Source organism: Qipengyuania rhodophyticola, from assembly GCF_042493225.1.
Lineage (GTDB): Bacteria > Pseudomonadota > Alphaproteobacteria > Sphingomonadales > Sphingomonadaceae > Erythrobacter.
The window spans coordinates 84,418-99,052 of sequence record NZ_CP170454.1; the positions used below are offsets into that span (position 1 = coordinate 84,418).

Sequence of the window (14,635 nt, forward strand, 5' to 3'; positions counted from 1 at the left end):
ATGGGCATAGCCATGTTCAAACCGTTCGTTGCCTTGCTCGCGGCGCCTCTGCTGCTGGGCAATGCGCCGCTTGCGTATGTCCTTGATGCAAGCGCCAGTTCGGTATCGGCCAAAGTCCCGTTTTTCGGCCTGTCCAGCAAGACCGCGACTTTTCCCGAGATGACGGGCGCGGTGTCGATTACGCCGGATCAGCCAGATGCGGCATTGATCGACGTCACAATCGATGCAAGAGCGTTGAAAGCTCCAGACACAGCGACGCTAAATCGGCTGCGCGGAGAGAAGTTTTTCTGGGTCGAGAAATATCCCAGTGTGCGGTTCGTGGGCACGCGCCTGACGATGACTGGCGCAAAAAGCGGCAAAGTGGACGGAAAACTAACCGCGCGCGGGGTCACTCGCAGCGAGACATTGGCCGTGACTTTTGACACACCGCCGACAAGCGCGGCTGCAGGACAGGCAGTCACGCTCAATGGCACGATGACGATTGATCGGCGTGATTACGGTATGAAAAGCTATCAGCTGATCGTGGGCAAGCAAGTGACCATCCGGCTCAAAGCGCGAATGGTGCCAAATTAGGCAGCCTAACTAAATCGCGAGAGAACCCGTCTGGCCTAGCCCTCGAATTCAAAGCCATTGCCAATTGAGCCAAGCGTCGGTTTGAAACCGTCAGGCACATCGCTCCATTGCCACCTGGTCTCATCGTCTTCGATGCTACCTTTGGCATCCTTACGCCTGCCAGTGAGGTAATTGATGCTTGTCTGAGTCATCTCGCCAGTGTTGCGCCGTACATGCGTCATATCAAAACCGATCAACGCCATCGCTTCGCCGTCCCAGCGGAACTGGAACCGGCGATTGGACATGCTCCAACTACCGGCATTGGCGAAGAACCCGATGTCGAGAAAAAGCACGTTCCCCACAATACCCGCCTCGCTTAGGGGATCGCTGATCGTTGGCTGGTCATGCGTGGGAATGATTGATGTACTGACCGCAGACAGCTCATACTTGCCCGAGTTCTTGTGCAGCAACACGAGGACTGCGCGCGGATTGCTATCGAAATAGCGCATGCCAAAACCATCGGTGTTCTCGATCATCTTAGCTGGGTCATTCTTCTGGACGATTAGGACGCTGTCGGTCTTTCCATCGCCATCGAGATCACCGGTAATTTTGTCATAGAGCTTCCAGCCGCGAGGCACGAAGTCGATGTCCCGCAATTCGCTTTTGCCGATCCTGAAAGGCCTGCTCGCCGGGGGCGGCAATGTAACTACGTCATCTTGAGCGGTCGAGGCCAATGCCAGTGCCGCTGACGCAAGGATCAAGGTCAAGCATCATCTCCTTCGTTGCCAGCCTCATCCGCAAGGTCCCGCGCAACCTTCGGGTCATCCAGCAGTTTTTCGATCCGCTCCGCTTCGTCAAAACTCTCGTCAGCGCGGAATTTGAGTTTTGGGGCGAATTTCAGACCCAGCCGCTTTGCTACCTCGCGCTGAAGATAGGCCGTGTTCTGCCGCAGAGCAGTGACCACCTCATCCTCTTCATTACCCAGCAGCGGCTTCACATAGGCGGTGGCATTGCGCAGATCGGGCGACATGCGCACCTCGGTCACCGCGATATTTGCCGCGCTGACCACGTCATCATGAATCTCCTGCCGCGCGAGCAATTCGGACAGGATATGGCGCACCCGCTCACCGACTTTGAGCACGCGGACTGATTGTTGTTCAGGCGTGAATTGCTGACGCGCCATCAGATTTTCCCTCTGTTCTCGGCAGTTGGTCGCGGTGTCGGAATAGCGGTGCTGGTCGAGCGAGCGAGCAGCTGCCCATCCTCGCTTAGCAATTCCCCTTCGAGATACGTGACGCGCCGCCCTCTTTTGATAACCCGCCCCTTGCCCACAAGCGGTCCAGCGGGAACCGGCTTTAGCAAAGACATGTTGATTTCAAGGTTGAGCGGCGCCTCCACGTGGTCAGTCGCCCAGACATGCGCCCAGCCCATCACCTCATCCAGAAAGCCGGCAACCAGGCCGCCCTGCACTGATCCGCGCGGCGTGATGAAGCTATCGGGCGCGTTGAAACGCAGCGTAATTTCTTCGCGTTCCTCGTCAAAATCGACGAACTCAACACCCATCAGCTCGGCATGCGCCGCGCCAAGCGCGAATTTTTCTGCTAAGTTCATTGCATAGTCTCGGGAAGATCAGTCGGCAGTGCAGTTGACGTTGCGCGGGCCAGCAGCTTGCCATCAGCCTCATCGTAGAGCTCACCTTCCAAGAAGGCGACGCGCCGACCATGCTTGATTACACGGCCCTTGGCGATGATTGGGGCAATCGGCACTACGGAAACGAAGGTCAGGTTCAAATCGAGGTTGAGTGGCAGTTTTGTGCCTTGCTCACCCGCCTCAGTAACAGCCAGCAATGCGCCGCCCATCACCTCGTCCAAAAAACCCGCAATCAGGCCGCCCTGCACGACGCCGCGTGGGCTCGCAAAGCTGGGCGGCGGCGTAAACCGCGTGGTCAGTTCGCCCTGCTCTGCATCGAATGATACGAACTCGCTGCCCATCAACTCGGCGGAGGGAGAGCGCTGCCCTTCATAGATTTTGGTCATCAAAACACCGAAAGATCATAGCTGCAATGATAGTAGTGCCCCTCAAGATGACGGCACCCATAAACGGTGCCTTCAAAGTGATTGGCTTTGGAACGGTCATATAGATCACTTGGGTCGTAATAGACCCCCTCCCAATTGCCACCAAAACCGGATGAGTCCAACTCAACTCGCACCACATCCGATACGTCTAGATTGGCATAAGCACCCTCCACAGCACCACGATGAATTCCTGGCTCCCATTCTTTGGCCATGACAGATGCTACAATTTTCTCGTACTCATCCTGATTATTTCGAAAGCGCCTGTCGTCAGCCCAGTTATCAAAAGCGGCATGCAGCAGGACCGTCGCTCGGAATAGAAAGACCAAAACGACCAATGAAGTCAGAAGCGGTACGAGCTTTCTTAGCAGCCCGCCCGAAGTCCCTTTGATCAAGCGTACTGACCAGGCCAAAGTTGCCACAGCGAAACCAAGCCAAACCAGAAGCAATAGGAAAGTTATCCAAGTATCGTATGGAAAAATGAAGATCCCAGCTAGCGCGATGAGCACCGATAGAACTAATAGGCTAACAAGCCTAAAGGCAGGCAAACGAATCCCTCTCCACTCCATAAAGTCTGCTTTCTAAAGCGTCCGTTCACGCTCCTCGACTTCGAAGACTTCGAGCTGATCGCCAGGCTGAATGTCATTCGTGTCTTCCAGAACGACGCCGCATTCGAGCCCGGTGCGGACCTCGTCGACATCGTCCTTGAAGCGCCGCAGCGAAGCAATGGTCGTTGCCGAGACAATGACATCTTCGCGGGTGAGACGCGCGAACAGCCCTTTGCGGATAGCGCCTTCTTCGACGAGCAGGCCAGCGGCCTTGTCCTTCTTGCCCGAACGGAACACTTCCTTGACCAGCGCGCGGCCAACCACGTGCTCGATCTTCTCAGGGCCAAGTTCACCGGCCATTTCCTTGCCGATTTCGTCGGTCAGGTGATAGATCACGTCGAAATATTTCATTTCAACACCGTCGCGTTTGACCAGCTCGCGGGCCTTAGCGTTCGGGCGCACGTTAAAGCCGATGATCGGCGCGTTGGATGCAGCCGCCAATTGCACATCGCTCTCCGTGATCGCGCCGACGCCGGCGTGCAACACGCGGACTTTGATGAGATCATTGGAGAGGTTGTGCAGCGCGGTATTGATCGCCTCGACACTGCCCTGAACATCAGCCTTCACCAGCACAGGGAATTCGACCACATCGCTCTGAAGGTTGTTGAACATCGTGTCGAAGCTGGTCGGGGCAAGCGCAGTGCGCTGCTCCGTCGCCTTCTCACGCCGATATTCCGCAACTTCGCGCGCACGTTGTTCATTCTCAACCACAGTCATCATGTCGCCAGCAGACGGTACCCCGCCCAGCCCCAGCACCTCGACCGGCATGGACGGACCAGCTTCCTTGATCTGCTTGCCTTGGTCATTGACGATTGCGCGAACCTTGCCGCTCTCTGTGCCAACGACAAATGTGTCGCCGCGCTTCAGCGTACCGCGTGTAATCAGCACGGTGGCAACAGGACCGCGGCCCTTATCAAGCTGAGCTTCGATCACTGTTGCTTCGGCATCGCGATCAGGGCGGGCTTTCAGCTCAAGCAATTCAGCCTGCAGCGTGATTTTCTCGAGCAGATCGTCAAGACCGTCGCCTTTCAGCGCTGAAATCTCAACGTCCTGCACATCGCCAGACATTTCCTCGACGATCACCTCATGCTCAAGCAAGCGAGTGCGGATGTTGGTCGGATTGGCCTCTGGCTTGTCCATCTTGTTGATCGCAACGATCATCGGGACACCGGCCGCCTTCGTGTGATTAATCGCCTCAATCGTTTGCGGCATAATGCCGTCATCCGCCGCGACAACCAGCACGACGATATCCGTCACATTCGCGCCGCGCTGACGCATTTCGGTAAATGCGGCGTGGCCCGGCGTATCAAGGAAGGTGATCTTCTGCTTGTCTTTCGTCGTGATCTGATAGCTGCCGATGTGCTGCGTAATGCCGCCGGCTTCGCCTTTGGTGACATTGGTGCCGCGCAGTGCGTCGAGCAGGCTGGTCTTGCCGTGATCGACGTGACCCATGATCGTGACCACAGCAGGGCGCGGTTTCAGCGTCTCTTCAGGGTCCTGGTCTTCAGTGGTGTCAATATCGACATCAGCCTCAGAAACCTTCTCGATATTGTGGCCGAATTGTTCGACCAGTAGCTCGGCAGTGTCCTGATCAATCGTCTGATTGACGGTGACCATCATGTCGAGATTGAAGAGTTCCTTGACCAAGTCCGCACCCTTCTCGCCCATCCGTTTGGCGAGCTCGCCAACGGTGATGGCCTCAGGCACGATCACATCGCGAATTTGCTTTTCACGCGGTTGGTTTGACCCGCCTCCTTGCAGACGGCGCTCTTTCTCACGCGCACGCTTAAGCGCGGCGAGCGAACGCGCACGGCGCCCTTCGTCCTCATTGAGAGCCTTAGTAACGGTCAGCTTTCCAGAGCGGCGCTTGTCCGCTCCGCGATCAGCAGTGCGTTTGTCTTCTTTCTTCTTCTTTTCCGGGCGTTTTGGCTCTGGCCGGGCAACCGGGGTAAACTTGCGTCCGCCGGCAGCAGGTTTCTTCTCAGCACCTGTGTCTTCGGGCGACTGCTCAGCCACATCAGCTTGCGCGGCAGACTGCGCTGCTTCAGCGGCAGCGCGCTCAGCTTCTTTCGCTGCCTCTTCCTCAGCTTTGCGATTGTCTTCGGCTCGCTGCTTCTCATCGGCCGCCGACTTCTTCGCCTGCTGGTCCTCACGCTTGCGCGCATCCTCAGCCAGCTTCAGGCGCTCTTCCTCAGCCTCACGCTGAAGGCGAGCAACGCGTTCTTGCGCGGTCTCAGCCGCCGCAGCAGGCTTCTTGGGCGCAGGTTTTGCTTCCTCGGCCACAGGCGCCGGTGGAGGCGGTGGTGGAGGCGGCGGCGGTGGAGGTGTTTCGCCGGGCTTCACGAGCTTGCGGCGACGCTTCACCTCAACCGCAACCTTATTGGTGCGGCCATGGCTAAAGGTCTGCTTGACCTCGCCTGCGTCAACCGCGCGCTTTAGGCCAAGCGGTTTACGGGCAGGTTTTTTCTCTTCGTCGCTCATTTAGCTCGCTATTCCTTCACATCAAATCTTATCATGCGGCTCGCCCGCGTCGTCGCGCGGGTTAGCCGTGTCCCGAGACGCCTCGTCCGAAGAATGGACATCCCCTTGAAAACTCATCAGGCGCTCAAGTGCACTTGAAACCCTGTCTGCTGCCGTGGTCCGGCCATGACGGCCTATAACGCCAAAGTGGACCACATTTTCCCGGCCCAATGCCACAGAGAGCGCCGCCCGGTCCAGTGGCAAGCGCAATCCTCGTGCGCCGCTGCCTTCCTTGTCCTGACCAACGCGCCATGCCTGGTCGAGTTTACTCATGCCATCTGCGCTTGCATCGCTTGCATGGCAGACCAGCACTACCTCGCCCTTGCGGGCAGAATCTGCGATCCGCTGGCTACCGAGAACTATGTTGCCCCCGCGCAGCTCGAGCCCCAGACGATCAAGCACCGTGCGCACAAGCGCTGCCTCGATCATATGGGGAAGCTCAGGCGAAATTTCGAGAGCGCCCGTCTTGAATGCTCGCGATAAAGCTCCGCGCAGCCGCCCATCCTCAGTCGCCTGTTCCAGCTCAGCGCGTGTCACGCCAATCCATGCACCGCGTCCGGGAGCCTTGGCCTGCACATCGGGCAAAACAAGACCATCGGGCGAAACCGCAAGCCGAATAAGGCCAGCACGCGGGCTCACCTCACCGGTCAGAATACATTTGCGTTCCGGCTCAGCTTTGCCACCCTTGTGATGCGGGCGAGCGCTAACGGGCTCGGAAACCCGAGCCTCGCTACATTCAGCGATGTCTGTGCTTACGCTCTCATTGGTCGGAGTCCGCATTGGCGGCCTCCTGTGTGTCAGGCTTGTCAGCAGCAGCCGCTACCGGCTCCTCGTCTTCAAACCAGTGCGCGCGCGCAGCCATGATGATCTCATTGCCCTGCTCTTCAGTCAGACCATATTCGCCAAGGACCCCACCCTTGTCTTGCTCGCGCGGTGCAGGACGGCGCATTGGCGGTCCGCCATCGGGGCCAGCACGCCGGCGCGGGGCCTCGCGCTTCTTCGCGATCAGCTCGTCAGTGGCGAGATCGGCCAGATCATCAAGCGTCTTGATCCCAGCCTTACCCAGGGTAACGAGCATACCCTCGTTAAGGTGCGGCATCTCGGCCAGATCATCCTCAACGCCAAGCTCACGGCGCACCTCGCGGTGAGTCGCTTCCTGACGATCAATCGCTTCCTTGGCGCGGTTTTGCAGCTCTTCGCCTAGCTCTTCATCAAAACCTTCAATGCTCGCGAGTTCTTCGAGCGGCACATAGGCCACTTCCTCCAGCTCAGCGAAGCCTTCGGCAACCAGCAACTGTGAGAGCGTCTCATCAACGTCGAGCTCTTCCTCAAACATCTTGGAGCGCAGAGCAAATTCCTTGCTGCGCTTCTCGCTCGCCTCCTCATCAGTCATGATGTCGATCTGATGACCGGTCAGCTGGCTAGCGAGACGGACGTTCTGCCCGCGCCGGCCAATTGCCAAGCTGAGCTGATCGTCAGGCACAACCACTTCGATACGGCCATCCTCCTCGTCGAGAACAACGCGGCTAACCGTCGCTGGCTGAAGCGCGTTCACGATGAACGTCGCGGTGTCATCCGACCATGGGATGATGTCGATCTTCTCGCCCTGCAATTCCTGCACAACAGCCTGAACGCGGCTACCCTTCATACCCACACAGGCACCAACCGGATCGATTGAGCTGTCATGGCTGATCACGCCGATTTTCGCGCGGCTGCCCGGATCGCGAGCAGCGGCCTTGATCTCGATAATGCCGTCGTAAATCTCGGGCACTTCCTGAGCGAACAACTTGCGCATAAAGTCAGGCGCAGCGCGCGAGAGGAAAATCTGCGGTCCGCGATTGTTACGCTCCACCTTAGTGATCAGCGCGCGAACACGCTCACCAACACGGGCGGCTTCGCGCGGGATCTGCTGATCGCGGCGAATAACGCCTTCTGCCCGGCCGAGATTGACGATCACATGGCCAAACTCGACCGATTTTATCACGCCGGTGATCACTTCATCAGCGCGGTCCTTGAACTCTTCAAACTGGCGCTCACGCTCTGCATCGCGAACCTTCTGGAAAATTACTTGCTTGGCGCTTTGCGCATCAATCCGGCCCAGATCAACTGGCGGAAGCGGGTCAACAATGAAGTCACCCAGCTTGGCATCATCCTGAAGCTTCTGTCCTTGCTTGATGTCGACTTGCTTGAAGTAATCCTCAACCTCTTCGACAACTTCAACAACACGCCACAGACGCAAATCGCCGGTTTGCGGGTCCAGCTTTGCGCGGATGTCATTTTCCGCGCCATAGCGATTACGCGCAGACTTCTGAATCGCTTCTTCCATCGCTTCAATCACGATGGATTTGTCGATCATTTTTTCCGAAGCAACGGCATTTGCAATCGCAAGCAGTTCAGCCTTATTCGCAGAAATAGCACTGGCCATTAGGTGTCAGCCTTCTCTTCCTCATCCGTTTCCGGGTCTTCTACAATATTCTCAGCACCAGTGGTGTCGAGCGGTTTAGTCGCTGCGATCAGCTCATCGGTTAAAATGAGCTTAGCCGCATGAATGGCATTGAGGGGAAAAGCAATGGGCCCATGCTTTGCGTCCTCAATCGTAATGAGCTCGCCTTCAATGCCGACCAGCTTTCCGCGCAGATTGCGGTGCCCATCGGTCTTCTCAGCAAGCGAAATTTTCGCCTCGTGCCCAGCCCAGTCGGCAAAATCTTTTGCGCGAGTCAGTGGGCGATCAATACCGGGCGATGATACCTCAAGATGGTAGGCCCCTTCAATGAGGATGTCGCCAGCCTCTTCCAGCGCGTCGATCCGCGCCGAGACTGCGCGCGATAACGCCGCACATTGTTCAATCACCAATTGCCCGGTCGCCGGATCTTCCGCCATAATTTGCAAGGCTTCGCCGCCGTCTCCCGCCTCAGATGGCATCATCTTCACGCGCACAAGATCAAACCCAAGCGCGCGCGCTTCAGGCTCAATTATCTCAGTAAGGCGCGCAATATCGGCGATTCGAAACTCCATCATCATATTCAAACATTGTGACAGTAAAAATGGTGGCCGGCCCCTCGCGGCGCCAGCCTTTCACAATCTCAACAATGTTGGGATGAGCTGCAGTTAGGCTCCTCTGGGCGATTATGCAAGCAGAGAACCGACTTCAGCTTCGAAAGATGGGAACTCGCGTCAGCCGCCTTCGACCCAGGTGCGGGCATATTCAGCAGGGGCATTACGCTCGCGAGCCAACTGCTCCTCGTAAAGCTGCTCGCCCCGGATCCGGAAATCGAGCAATTGCTCATTCGAGATCGGCTCGTCAAAATTAACTCCGCATAGCCGCTCGCGGCGCCAGACAACGCGCCCAAACACGTCCAGCTCGTTGACTACCAAAACCCCCCAGACCCCGGCTCGCGGAGGAATATTCATCCGCAGCCGTGCGCCCCATACGGACAGATCCACCACCTCGCAGGATTTACAGCCGCTTACGAGGTCAAAGCTACCCTTTAAGCCAAGACGCAACCGTCCGCCATCCCGCCTACCAGTTATGGATTGAACATAGCTCATGCCACGGGTCTGGCATGATATGGCAAAAACCGAATTGTGAGTGGGCTAGGTACTGCCGCTTAAGGTGTTAAGCGTGATGCCGGGCCGGATGCCTTCCCAGATCCGCTCAGTCGTCGCTCGAAAGACCATGCTTCTTGATACAGTGGCGTAGCTGATCATACGTGAGCCCGAGCGCCTTGGCCGTCTGGCGCTGGTTCCAGCGATGCTTGCCCAGAGCATGTTCGACAATCGCCTTTTCATGCGCATCCACGGCGCCGCGTAAATCGTCGACCCCGTCCAATTCTTGCGCGGACGCAGCGCCATTTGCTATTCCCGCCTGATGTGCGGGCGCAGCCGGGGCCTGCCCCCCAGCCTGAGTTTGCGGTGCCTGATGAGCAGGCGTGAACGGCTTCCACGGACTGTCAAACGGATCGAATTGAGCGTGCGCAATCGCCTCCCCCCAATCATCCCAGCGATACACAGCCCGCTCAACCACATTGCGCAGCTCACGTACGTTGCCAGGCCATGCATAATCATCGAGCTGGCGCGCAAGGTGAGGTGCAAAGCCGGGCCAGGCCTCCCAGCCAAGCTCAGCGGCCATGCGCCGCCCAAAATAATCGGCCAGCACTTCAATATCGCCCTCGCGCACGCGGAGGGGCGGCAAAGTGATGACTTCAAAGCTTAGCCTATCGAGCAAGTCAGAGCGAAACTCCCCGCGCTCCGCCTTTGCCGGAAGATCTTCATTGGTCGCCGCTACAATCCGCACATCAACCCGGATTGGCCTGCTTGATCCGATCGGGGTAACCTCGCCATATTCGACCGCGCGCAGCAACCTCTCCTGCGCACCCATCGACAAAGTGCCCAGTTCGTCGAGAAATAGCGTACCTTTGTCGGCTTCTTCAAACCGGCCTGCGCGTTGTTTGGTAGCGCCAGTAAATGCTCCCGCTTCGTGGCCAAACAATTCGGCCTCGATCAGGGTTTCTGGCAAGGCGGCGCAGTTCATCGTGATGAGCGGCTCGCCCCAACGGGAGGACAGGCGGTGAAGGCGTTCGGCGATCAATTCCTTGCCTGTTCCGCGCTCGCCGATAATAAGCACGGGGCGCTCCATAGGGGCCGCGCGGCTGGTCCGCTCTACCGCATCAAGGAATGCTCCAGACTGGCCAATAAACTGATTTTCCCGCTCCATGGCCAACTTATAGGGAAATTTCCCACATGTTGGCAAGTAGCGCCATCATGTAAAATCCCGAAAAATTATAACTTGCTGTTATTAATGCATTTATTGATTTTGGCACACCCTTTGCTGAACAGCGCACAACAGCAAATTGGCAGAACGCCTTAAGTTAGGGATTAAGATTATGTACGACCGCAGCTTCTTCCGCTCAACTCTCGGCCAAGCCGCCCTGGTTAGCATTACTGCAATGGTCACCTTTGTGGCATTGAGCTCGCAGATCATCGTGTCTGCGCCAATGGGTTCAGTCGCCGTTACCGAGCAGGTTGAGCTAGCGTGAGCAAGCCAACCAACAATATTTCTGGGTTTGCCAAAGGTTTTCAAGCCAAAGGTTCCGGGCCGGAGTCTCTCTCCCCCGACAGTCCCAAAAGCGCGTCCCCCAGCGCTAAGAAGACTTCGGCCCACCCCTCTTCTTCTGGTAAGGAAGCAGACAAAGAGACTCGTAAAGAGCGCCCGCGTCTGTCACGAATAGAGCTTGAAGTGGAGCGCATGCGTAAGTCGCCAACACCGACTCAGGCTCGCGAGACCATCGATCAAACGATTGACCAAGTTGCCGAGCTATTTTCTAATGGAGCACCCTTAATGGGAATTTTCAGCCGAACCCGCGATATCATTGCCGCCAATTTCAACGACATGCTGGATAAGGCGGATGATCCGACCAAGATGATCCGCATGATCATCCTCGAAATGGAGGAAACTCTGGTCGAAGTCCGCGCCAGCGCGGCCCGCACCATCGCGGACCAGAAGGAAATGCATCGCCACACGGTCAAGCTTGATAGACTTCAAGCTGATTGGGGCGAGAAAGCTGAGCTCGCTCTGTCAAAGGACCGCGAAGATCTGGCCCGCGCTGCTCTGGTAGAGCGCAAAAAGGCGGCCGATATGTCGGAGCAGCTCAAACAAGAAATCGCCGTATTGGACGATGCATTGCGCGCTTATGAGCAAGACATCGCCAAGCTGCAAAACCGTCTGCGCGAAGCCCGTAGCCGCCAGACCGCCATCGCGGCGCGCCTCGAAAGCGCAGAGAACCGCGTCAAGCTGCGCACCGTGATGAGCACGGAGCGGACAGACGAAGCCGTGAGCCGCTTTGACCAGCTGGAACGCCGCGTTGATTACGCTGAAGGCGCCGCTGAAGCACTGTCAATTGAAGGCAGCAGCGGCACCCCGAGCCTCGCCGATGAAATCGCTGCGCTGGAAGGCGCGGATGCCATCGATGACGAGCTAGAACAGATGAAAAAGGCGCTGGGTAAACCCGCCGCTGACAAGAAGGAGGGCTAACCCATGGATGATTTTGTACCAGTATTTGTTGTTGCGATGCTTTTCATCGGTCTGCCGTGGATCATCCTTCACTACATGACCAAGTGGAAAACCGCCGCCACCATCACCACGGATGACGAGGTTTTGCTCGAAGAGCTCTATAATCTCGCAAAGCGTCTGGATGAGCGGATGGACACGGTCGAACGCCTCGTGGCTAGCGATAACCCAGATTACAAACCCGCCCGCCTGATCCACGACAAGCAAGTCGATAATCAGCAATTGCGCGAGCTTGAGAACCTCCTCGCCGAGACTAAAGGAGAAAAGCAGTGAATTCCCCCCGCACTACGCTTTACCGCGACAAGCAAAATGCCAAGCTAATGGGCGTTTGTTCAGGGATAGCTGATTACACGGGCGTCGAAACCCTGTGGGTGCGCCTGGGCCTGATATTCCTGACTTTCGCTGTAAGCGGCATGACCATCCCGCTCTATTTCATCGCCGGGATACTGCTCAACAAGAAGCCGCCTCACCTATACAAGGAAGCGGATGAGGAAAAGTATTGGCAGCGCGTACGGCAGAACCCGAAGCGCAGCGCCCGCGAAATCCGCTCTCGCATGAAGGATGTGGATCGCCGTCTTGCCGAAGTGGAAACTTTCTATGTCACCAGCAACCCGCGCCTCAACGCTGAAATTGAACGCCTGCGCTAACGGACACTGACTGAGGAGACTGCACGATGGAGTGGTGGGTTGTTTTATTGATCGTACTTTTCGGCGGCCCGTCGATTTGGGGCATGCTGGACAGCTTTTTCAGCCACCGCAGGGAAATGGCGGAGCTTAAGTACGGGCGCAGCGACAATGAAGCACAGCTGATTGAGGACAAGGCAGAGTTACAAGAAACCGTACGAAGCCTAAACGACAGGTTAGCCGCGCTCGAAACCATTGCCACCGACCCGGCTCGCCGAACCGCCGACGAAATTGAACGCCTGCGCTAAGACCAACACACTTCAGGGAGGACTGTACACATGGAAGGCTATCTCGCTCTGATGATCCCGATCATCGGCGTGTCGATCCCGATCGTCGCGATCTGGGCCAAGCACAAAGAAAAAATCGCCTCAATGCAGGTCGAAACAACCGCCGCGCACACCGCTGAAAAAGCCGCGCAGTATGCCAGCAAGGTTCAGGGCCTCGAAGATCGCGTCAGAGTACTCGAGCGGATCGTGACCGACAAAGGCTATGACGTTGCAACTCAGATCGAGGCGCTGCGCGACACCAGAGAGCACGAGCAAGCCGGTACGGGTGTACCGCTTAACATCGCCAATCAGGAGAAAGCATGATGGATTGGGGTAGCCCTTCATTTGTCCTAGCCATCATAATGGTCAGCTACGGCGCGTGGCTCATCAATAACTGGATCCGTGCCAAAAACGGCTACGCCCTGGAGGATGAGTGGGGCGGTAAATCCGAACGCCCTGACACGGGCGAGAATAAGCAGCTGCGCGCCGAAAACCGCGAGCTGCACGACAAGCTCGACAGCATGCAGGACCGCATGATCGTGCTGGAAAAGATCGTCACTGACCGCGGCTATAGCGTTGCCGAAGAAATCGAGGCGCTACGTGATAAGCCAACTCGCGACAGCGGCGTACCGCTTAACGTCAGCAAGAAGGACCATGCGTGATGGGTGATTTACTCGAATTTATGCTGATCTTTGCACCAATTGCTGCGGTCGCCGGACTAGCGTTCCATCTGGTCCGTTCGCGAAAATCGCGGGTCCAATCCACGGGACATTCTCAAGCAGACAGCGGTCTGGAGACTTCCGGCGAACGACTTCTCCATGACGAGAAATTGCGGTTGGAAGAGCGCGTCAGAGTATTGGAGCGGATTGTGACTGATCGCAGCTATTCACTCGAACAAGAAATTGAGGCGCTGCGCGGCAAGCCTGCGGCCGCCGGCGACACGGAGAAAATGTGATGTTCCCCTTTAGTGAAACCGCCATAATCGTAAGCGTCGGCTTCATCACAGTCGGCTGGGTACTGAACAACTGGCTGCGCATGAAGAACGGCTACCCGCTAGAAAACAGCTGGGGCAAGGCAATCCATCCCAAAGCGGATCCGTCGGGCGAACGCGTAAAATTGCTCACGCAGGAAAACGCTGAACTGCGCGCTGAGCTTGGCTCGATGAAGGACCGCCTCGGCAATGTTGAGCGGATTGTCACGGACAGCGGCTATCACCTGACGAGCGAGATTGAACAATTGCGCCTCGATCAGAAAGAAAAGGACGTCAACTGATGTTTGGCCCCGACACGCAACTTGTGATTGATGCCCTGCAGATTGGCGCGATTGCGGTGGTTGTCGGCGCAGCGGGATGCTGGCTGGCGCTACGCAGGCGGCAGCATAAATCGGCGACCGACCAGAGTACGGGAAGCCCGGACAATAGCCAGGCCGGGACATTGGAAGACCGCGTCCGCGTGCTGGAACGTATTGCGACAGATCGCAGCATCGATCTGGCTGATGAAATTGATACTCTGCGGGGCACATCAATCCAAGGGGAGAAAGCAAAGTGAGTTTCTGGACCGCGGCGGTAATAGTGGTCGCCATTTGGGGCCTCGTACAACTGTATACCCGTCGGCATGACAAGGAGATGGGGATTACGCGTGACGAGGATGGCAACCCCGTTTTCGCTCCACCGAAAGAAGACGAAGCAGCCAAGCGCGAGGTTGAGGAGTTGCGCGAGCGGATCAAAGTGCTGGAACGCATTGCGACCGATAACAATTCCATCGACGCGCAAGAAACCAAACGGATCGCTGCGGAGATTGATGCTCTGCGCGATAAACAAGACTGAATTAGCGCCAAAGTTTAGTGCCAAAGATGAGCGAGGGCATGA

At 57.0% G+C, this 14,635-nt stretch carries 23 protein-coding genes; 12 read left to right on the top strand and 11 right to left on the bottom strand.

Translation table 11 applies throughout. From position 1 onward, the window contains the following. Positions 1–12 precede the first annotated feature (12 nt). Positions 13–573 (top strand): YceI family protein, encoded by a 561-nt coding sequence (locus tag ACFCXQ_RS00400; RefSeq protein ID WP_379552002.1) that lies wholly within the window; start codon positions 13–15, stop codon positions 571–573. A 35-nt stretch (positions 574–608) separates the two neighbouring features. On the opposite strand, the gene ACFCXQ_RS00405 is transcribed toward ACFCXQ_RS00400, so the two are convergent. From ACFCXQ_RS00405 to pspF, 11 genes are all read right to left on the bottom strand, one after another. Beyond that, positions 609–1,319 carry a hypothetical protein gene (locus tag ACFCXQ_RS00405; protein WP_379552004.1) on the bottom strand — a complete coding sequence of 237 codons (711 nt, stop codon included), beginning with the start codon at positions 1,317–1,319 and terminating at the stop codon, positions 609–611. Further along, entirely contained in the window at positions 1,316–1,735 is a 420-nt protein-coding gene (gene rbfA, locus ACFCXQ_RS00410) for a 30S ribosome-binding factor RbfA (RefSeq protein WP_379552006.1), read from the bottom strand. Before rbfA ends, ACFCXQ_RS00405 begins: the two co-directional genes overlap by 4 nt. Further along, on the bottom strand, positions 1,735–2,163 hold the full coding sequence (locus ACFCXQ_RS00415) for a PaaI family thioesterase (protein ID WP_379552008.1): 429 nt from the start codon (positions 2,161–2,163) through the stop codon (positions 1,735–1,737). The genes rbfA and ACFCXQ_RS00415 overlap by 1 nt, the downstream gene beginning before the upstream one ends. Beyond that, the gene (locus tag ACFCXQ_RS00420) at positions 2,160–2,588 is read right to left on the bottom strand and encodes a PaaI family thioesterase (RefSeq protein WP_379552010.1); all 429 of its coding nucleotides are present in this window, start codon (positions 2,586–2,588) and stop codon (positions 2,160–2,162) included. Before ACFCXQ_RS00420 ends, ACFCXQ_RS00415 begins: the two co-directional genes overlap by 4 nt. Beyond that, a complete protein-coding gene (locus ACFCXQ_RS00425; RefSeq protein ID WP_379552012.1) occupies positions 2,588–2,839 on the bottom strand; it encodes a hypothetical protein in 252 nt (83 codons plus the stop codon). The genes ACFCXQ_RS00420 and ACFCXQ_RS00425 overlap by 1 nt, the downstream gene beginning before the upstream one ends. Positions 2,840–3,205: 366 nt before the next feature. Then, on the bottom strand, positions 3,206–5,713 hold the full coding sequence (infB, locus tag ACFCXQ_RS00430) for a translation initiation factor IF-2 (RefSeq protein WP_379552014.1): 2,508 nt from the start codon (positions 5,711–5,713) through the stop codon (positions 3,206–3,208). Between the two features lie 21 nt (positions 5,714–5,734). Continuing rightward, a complete protein-coding gene (locus ACFCXQ_RS00435; protein ID WP_379552016.1) occupies positions 5,735–6,532 on the bottom strand; it encodes a DUF448 domain-containing protein in 798 nt (265 codons plus the stop codon). Beyond that, a complete protein-coding gene (gene nusA, locus ACFCXQ_RS00440) occupies positions 6,513–8,177 on the bottom strand; it encodes a transcription termination factor NusA (protein ID WP_379552017.1) in 1,665 nt (554 codons plus the stop codon). The genes ACFCXQ_RS00435 and nusA overlap by 20 nt, the downstream gene beginning before the upstream one ends. Continuing rightward, on the bottom strand, positions 8,177–8,755 hold the full coding sequence (gene rimP, locus ACFCXQ_RS00445; RefSeq protein WP_379554691.1) for a ribosome maturation protein RimP: 579 nt from the start codon (positions 8,753–8,755) through the stop codon (positions 8,177–8,179). The genes nusA and rimP overlap by 1 nt, the downstream gene beginning before the upstream one ends. Before the next feature lie 171 nt (positions 8,756–8,926). Then, positions 8,927–9,301: a PilZ domain-containing protein gene (locus ACFCXQ_RS00450; protein ID WP_379552019.1), complete on the bottom strand. Its 375-nt coding sequence runs from the start codon at positions 9,299–9,301 to the stop codon at positions 8,927–8,929. Positions 9,302–9,407: 106 nt separating this feature from the next. Beyond that, positions 9,408–10,466: a phage shock protein operon transcriptional activator gene (gene pspF / locus ACFCXQ_RS00455; RefSeq protein WP_379552021.1), complete on the bottom strand. Its 1,059-nt coding sequence runs from the start codon at positions 10,464–10,466 to the stop codon at positions 9,408–9,410. 169 nt (positions 10,467–10,635) lie between these two features. Here pspF and ACFCXQ_RS00460 point away from each other — a divergent pair, with 169 nt between their 5' ends. From ACFCXQ_RS00460 to ACFCXQ_RS00510, 11 genes are all read left to right on the top strand, one after another. Then, positions 10,636–10,788: a hypothetical protein gene (locus tag ACFCXQ_RS00460; RefSeq protein ID WP_379552023.1), complete on the top strand. Its 153-nt coding sequence runs from the start codon at positions 10,636–10,638 to the stop codon at positions 10,786–10,788. Positions 10,789–10,997: 209 nt separating this feature from the next. Then, positions 10,998–11,783, top strand: coding sequence for a phage shock protein PspA (gene pspA, locus ACFCXQ_RS00465; protein ID WP_379552025.1), 786 nt, complete (start codon positions 10,998–11,000; stop codon positions 11,781–11,783). 3 nt (positions 11,784–11,786) lie between these two features. Next, the gene (gene pspB / locus ACFCXQ_RS00470) at positions 11,787–12,092 is read left to right on the top strand and encodes an envelope stress response membrane protein PspB (protein WP_379552027.1); all 306 of its coding nucleotides are present in this window, start codon (positions 11,787–11,789) and stop codon (positions 12,090–12,092) included. Continuing rightward, positions 12,089–12,466: an envelope stress response membrane protein PspC gene (gene pspC, locus ACFCXQ_RS00475; protein WP_379552029.1), complete on the top strand. Its 378-nt coding sequence runs from the start codon at positions 12,089–12,091 to the stop codon at positions 12,464–12,466. Before pspB ends, pspC begins: the two co-directional genes overlap by 4 nt. Positions 12,467–12,492: 26 nt before the next feature. Then, positions 12,493–12,750 carry a hypothetical protein gene (locus tag ACFCXQ_RS00480; protein WP_379552031.1) on the top strand — a complete coding sequence of 86 codons (258 nt, stop codon included), beginning with the start codon at positions 12,493–12,495 and terminating at the stop codon, positions 12,748–12,750. A gap of 30 nt (positions 12,751–12,780) precedes the next feature. Beyond that, positions 12,781–13,092: a hypothetical protein gene (locus ACFCXQ_RS00485; protein WP_379552033.1), complete on the top strand. Its 312-nt coding sequence runs from the start codon at positions 12,781–12,783 to the stop codon at positions 13,090–13,092. Continuing rightward, positions 13,089–13,430 (top strand): hypothetical protein, encoded by a 342-nt coding sequence (locus ACFCXQ_RS00490; RefSeq protein WP_379552035.1) that lies wholly within the window; start codon positions 13,089–13,091, stop codon positions 13,428–13,430. Before ACFCXQ_RS00485 ends, ACFCXQ_RS00490 begins: the two co-directional genes overlap by 4 nt. Beyond that, positions 13,430–13,723, top strand: a complete 294-nt coding sequence (locus ACFCXQ_RS00495) for a hypothetical protein (RefSeq protein ID WP_379552037.1) — start codon at positions 13,430–13,432, stop codon at positions 13,721–13,723. The genes ACFCXQ_RS00490 and ACFCXQ_RS00495 overlap by 1 nt, the downstream gene beginning before the upstream one ends. Continuing rightward, entirely contained in the window at positions 13,723–14,040 is a 318-nt protein-coding gene (locus ACFCXQ_RS00500; RefSeq protein WP_379554693.1) for a hypothetical protein, read from the top strand. The genes ACFCXQ_RS00495 and ACFCXQ_RS00500 overlap by 1 nt, the downstream gene beginning before the upstream one ends. Then, the gene (locus tag ACFCXQ_RS00505; RefSeq protein WP_379552038.1) at positions 14,040–14,315 is read left to right on the top strand and encodes a hypothetical protein; all 276 of its coding nucleotides are present in this window, start codon (positions 14,040–14,042) and stop codon (positions 14,313–14,315) included. Before ACFCXQ_RS00500 ends, ACFCXQ_RS00505 begins: the two co-directional genes overlap by 1 nt. Continuing rightward, a complete protein-coding gene (locus ACFCXQ_RS00510; RefSeq protein WP_379552040.1) occupies positions 14,312–14,593 on the top strand; it encodes a hypothetical protein in 282 nt (93 codons plus the stop codon). Before ACFCXQ_RS00505 ends, ACFCXQ_RS00510 begins: the two co-directional genes overlap by 4 nt. The last annotated feature ends 42 nt before the right edge of the window (positions 14,594–14,635 follow it).

Bases quoted from the DNA above. Each gene is read 5' to 3' on its own strand.
- ACFCXQ_RS00400 (WP_379552002.1), top strand. From the start codon at position 13: ATGTTCAAACCGTTCGTTGCCTTGCTCGCGGCGCCTCTGCTGCTGGGC.
- rbfA (WP_379552006.1), bottom strand. From the start codon at position 1,735: ATGGCGCGTCAGCAATTCACGCCTGAACAACAATCAGTCCGCGTGCTC.
- ACFCXQ_RS00415 (WP_379552008.1), bottom strand. From the start codon at position 2,163: ATGAACTTAGCAGAAAAATTCGCGCTTGGCGCGGCGCATGCCGAGCTG.
- ACFCXQ_RS00420 (WP_379552010.1), bottom strand. From the start codon at position 2,588: ATGACCAAAATCTATGAAGGGCAGCGCTCTCCCTCCGCCGAGTTGATG.
- ACFCXQ_RS00425 (WP_379552012.1), bottom strand. From the start codon at position 2,839: ATGGCCAAAGAATGGGAGCCAGGAATTCATCGTGGTGCTGTGGAGGGT.
- infB (WP_379552014.1), bottom strand. From the start codon at position 5,713: ATGAGCGACGAAGAGAAAAAACCTGCCCGTAAACCGCTTGGCCTAAAG.
- ACFCXQ_RS00435 (WP_379552016.1), bottom strand. From the start codon at position 6,532: ATGCGGACTCCGACCAATGAGAGCGTAAGCACAGACATCGCTGAATGT.
- nusA (WP_379552017.1), bottom strand. From the start codon at position 8,177: ATGGCCAGTGCTATTTCTGCGAATAAGGCTGAACTGCTTGCGATTGCA.
- ACFCXQ_RS00450 (WP_379552019.1), bottom strand. From the start codon at position 9,301: ATGAGCTATGTTCAATCCATAACTGGTAGGCGGGATGGCGGACGGTTG.
- pspF (WP_379552021.1), bottom strand. From the start codon at position 10,466: ATGGAGCGGGAAAATCAGTTTATTGGCCAGTCTGGAGCATTCCTTGAT.
- ACFCXQ_RS00460 (WP_379552023.1), top strand. From the start codon at position 10,636: ATGTACGACCGCAGCTTCTTCCGCTCAACTCTCGGCCAAGCCGCCCTG.
- pspA (WP_379552025.1), top strand. From the start codon at position 10,998: ATGCGTAAGTCGCCAACACCGACTCAGGCTCGCGAGACCATCGATCAA.
- pspB (WP_379552027.1), top strand. From the start codon at position 11,787: ATGGATGATTTTGTACCAGTATTTGTTGTTGCGATGCTTTTCATCGGT.
- ACFCXQ_RS00480 (WP_379552031.1), top strand. From the start codon at position 12,493: ATGGAGTGGTGGGTTGTTTTATTGATCGTACTTTTCGGCGGCCCGTCG.
- ACFCXQ_RS00485 (WP_379552033.1), top strand. From the start codon at position 12,781: ATGGAAGGCTATCTCGCTCTGATGATCCCGATCATCGGCGTGTCGATC.
- ACFCXQ_RS00490 (WP_379552035.1), top strand. From the start codon at position 13,089: ATGATGGATTGGGGTAGCCCTTCATTTGTCCTAGCCATCATAATGGTC.
- ACFCXQ_RS00495 (WP_379552037.1), top strand. From the start codon at position 13,430: ATGGGTGATTTACTCGAATTTATGCTGATCTTTGCACCAATTGCTGCG.
- ACFCXQ_RS00500 (WP_379554693.1), top strand. From the start codon at position 13,723: ATGTTCCCCTTTAGTGAAACCGCCATAATCGTAAGCGTCGGCTTCATC.
- ACFCXQ_RS00505 (WP_379552038.1), top strand. From the start codon at position 14,040: ATGTTTGGCCCCGACACGCAACTTGTGATTGATGCCCTGCAGATTGGC.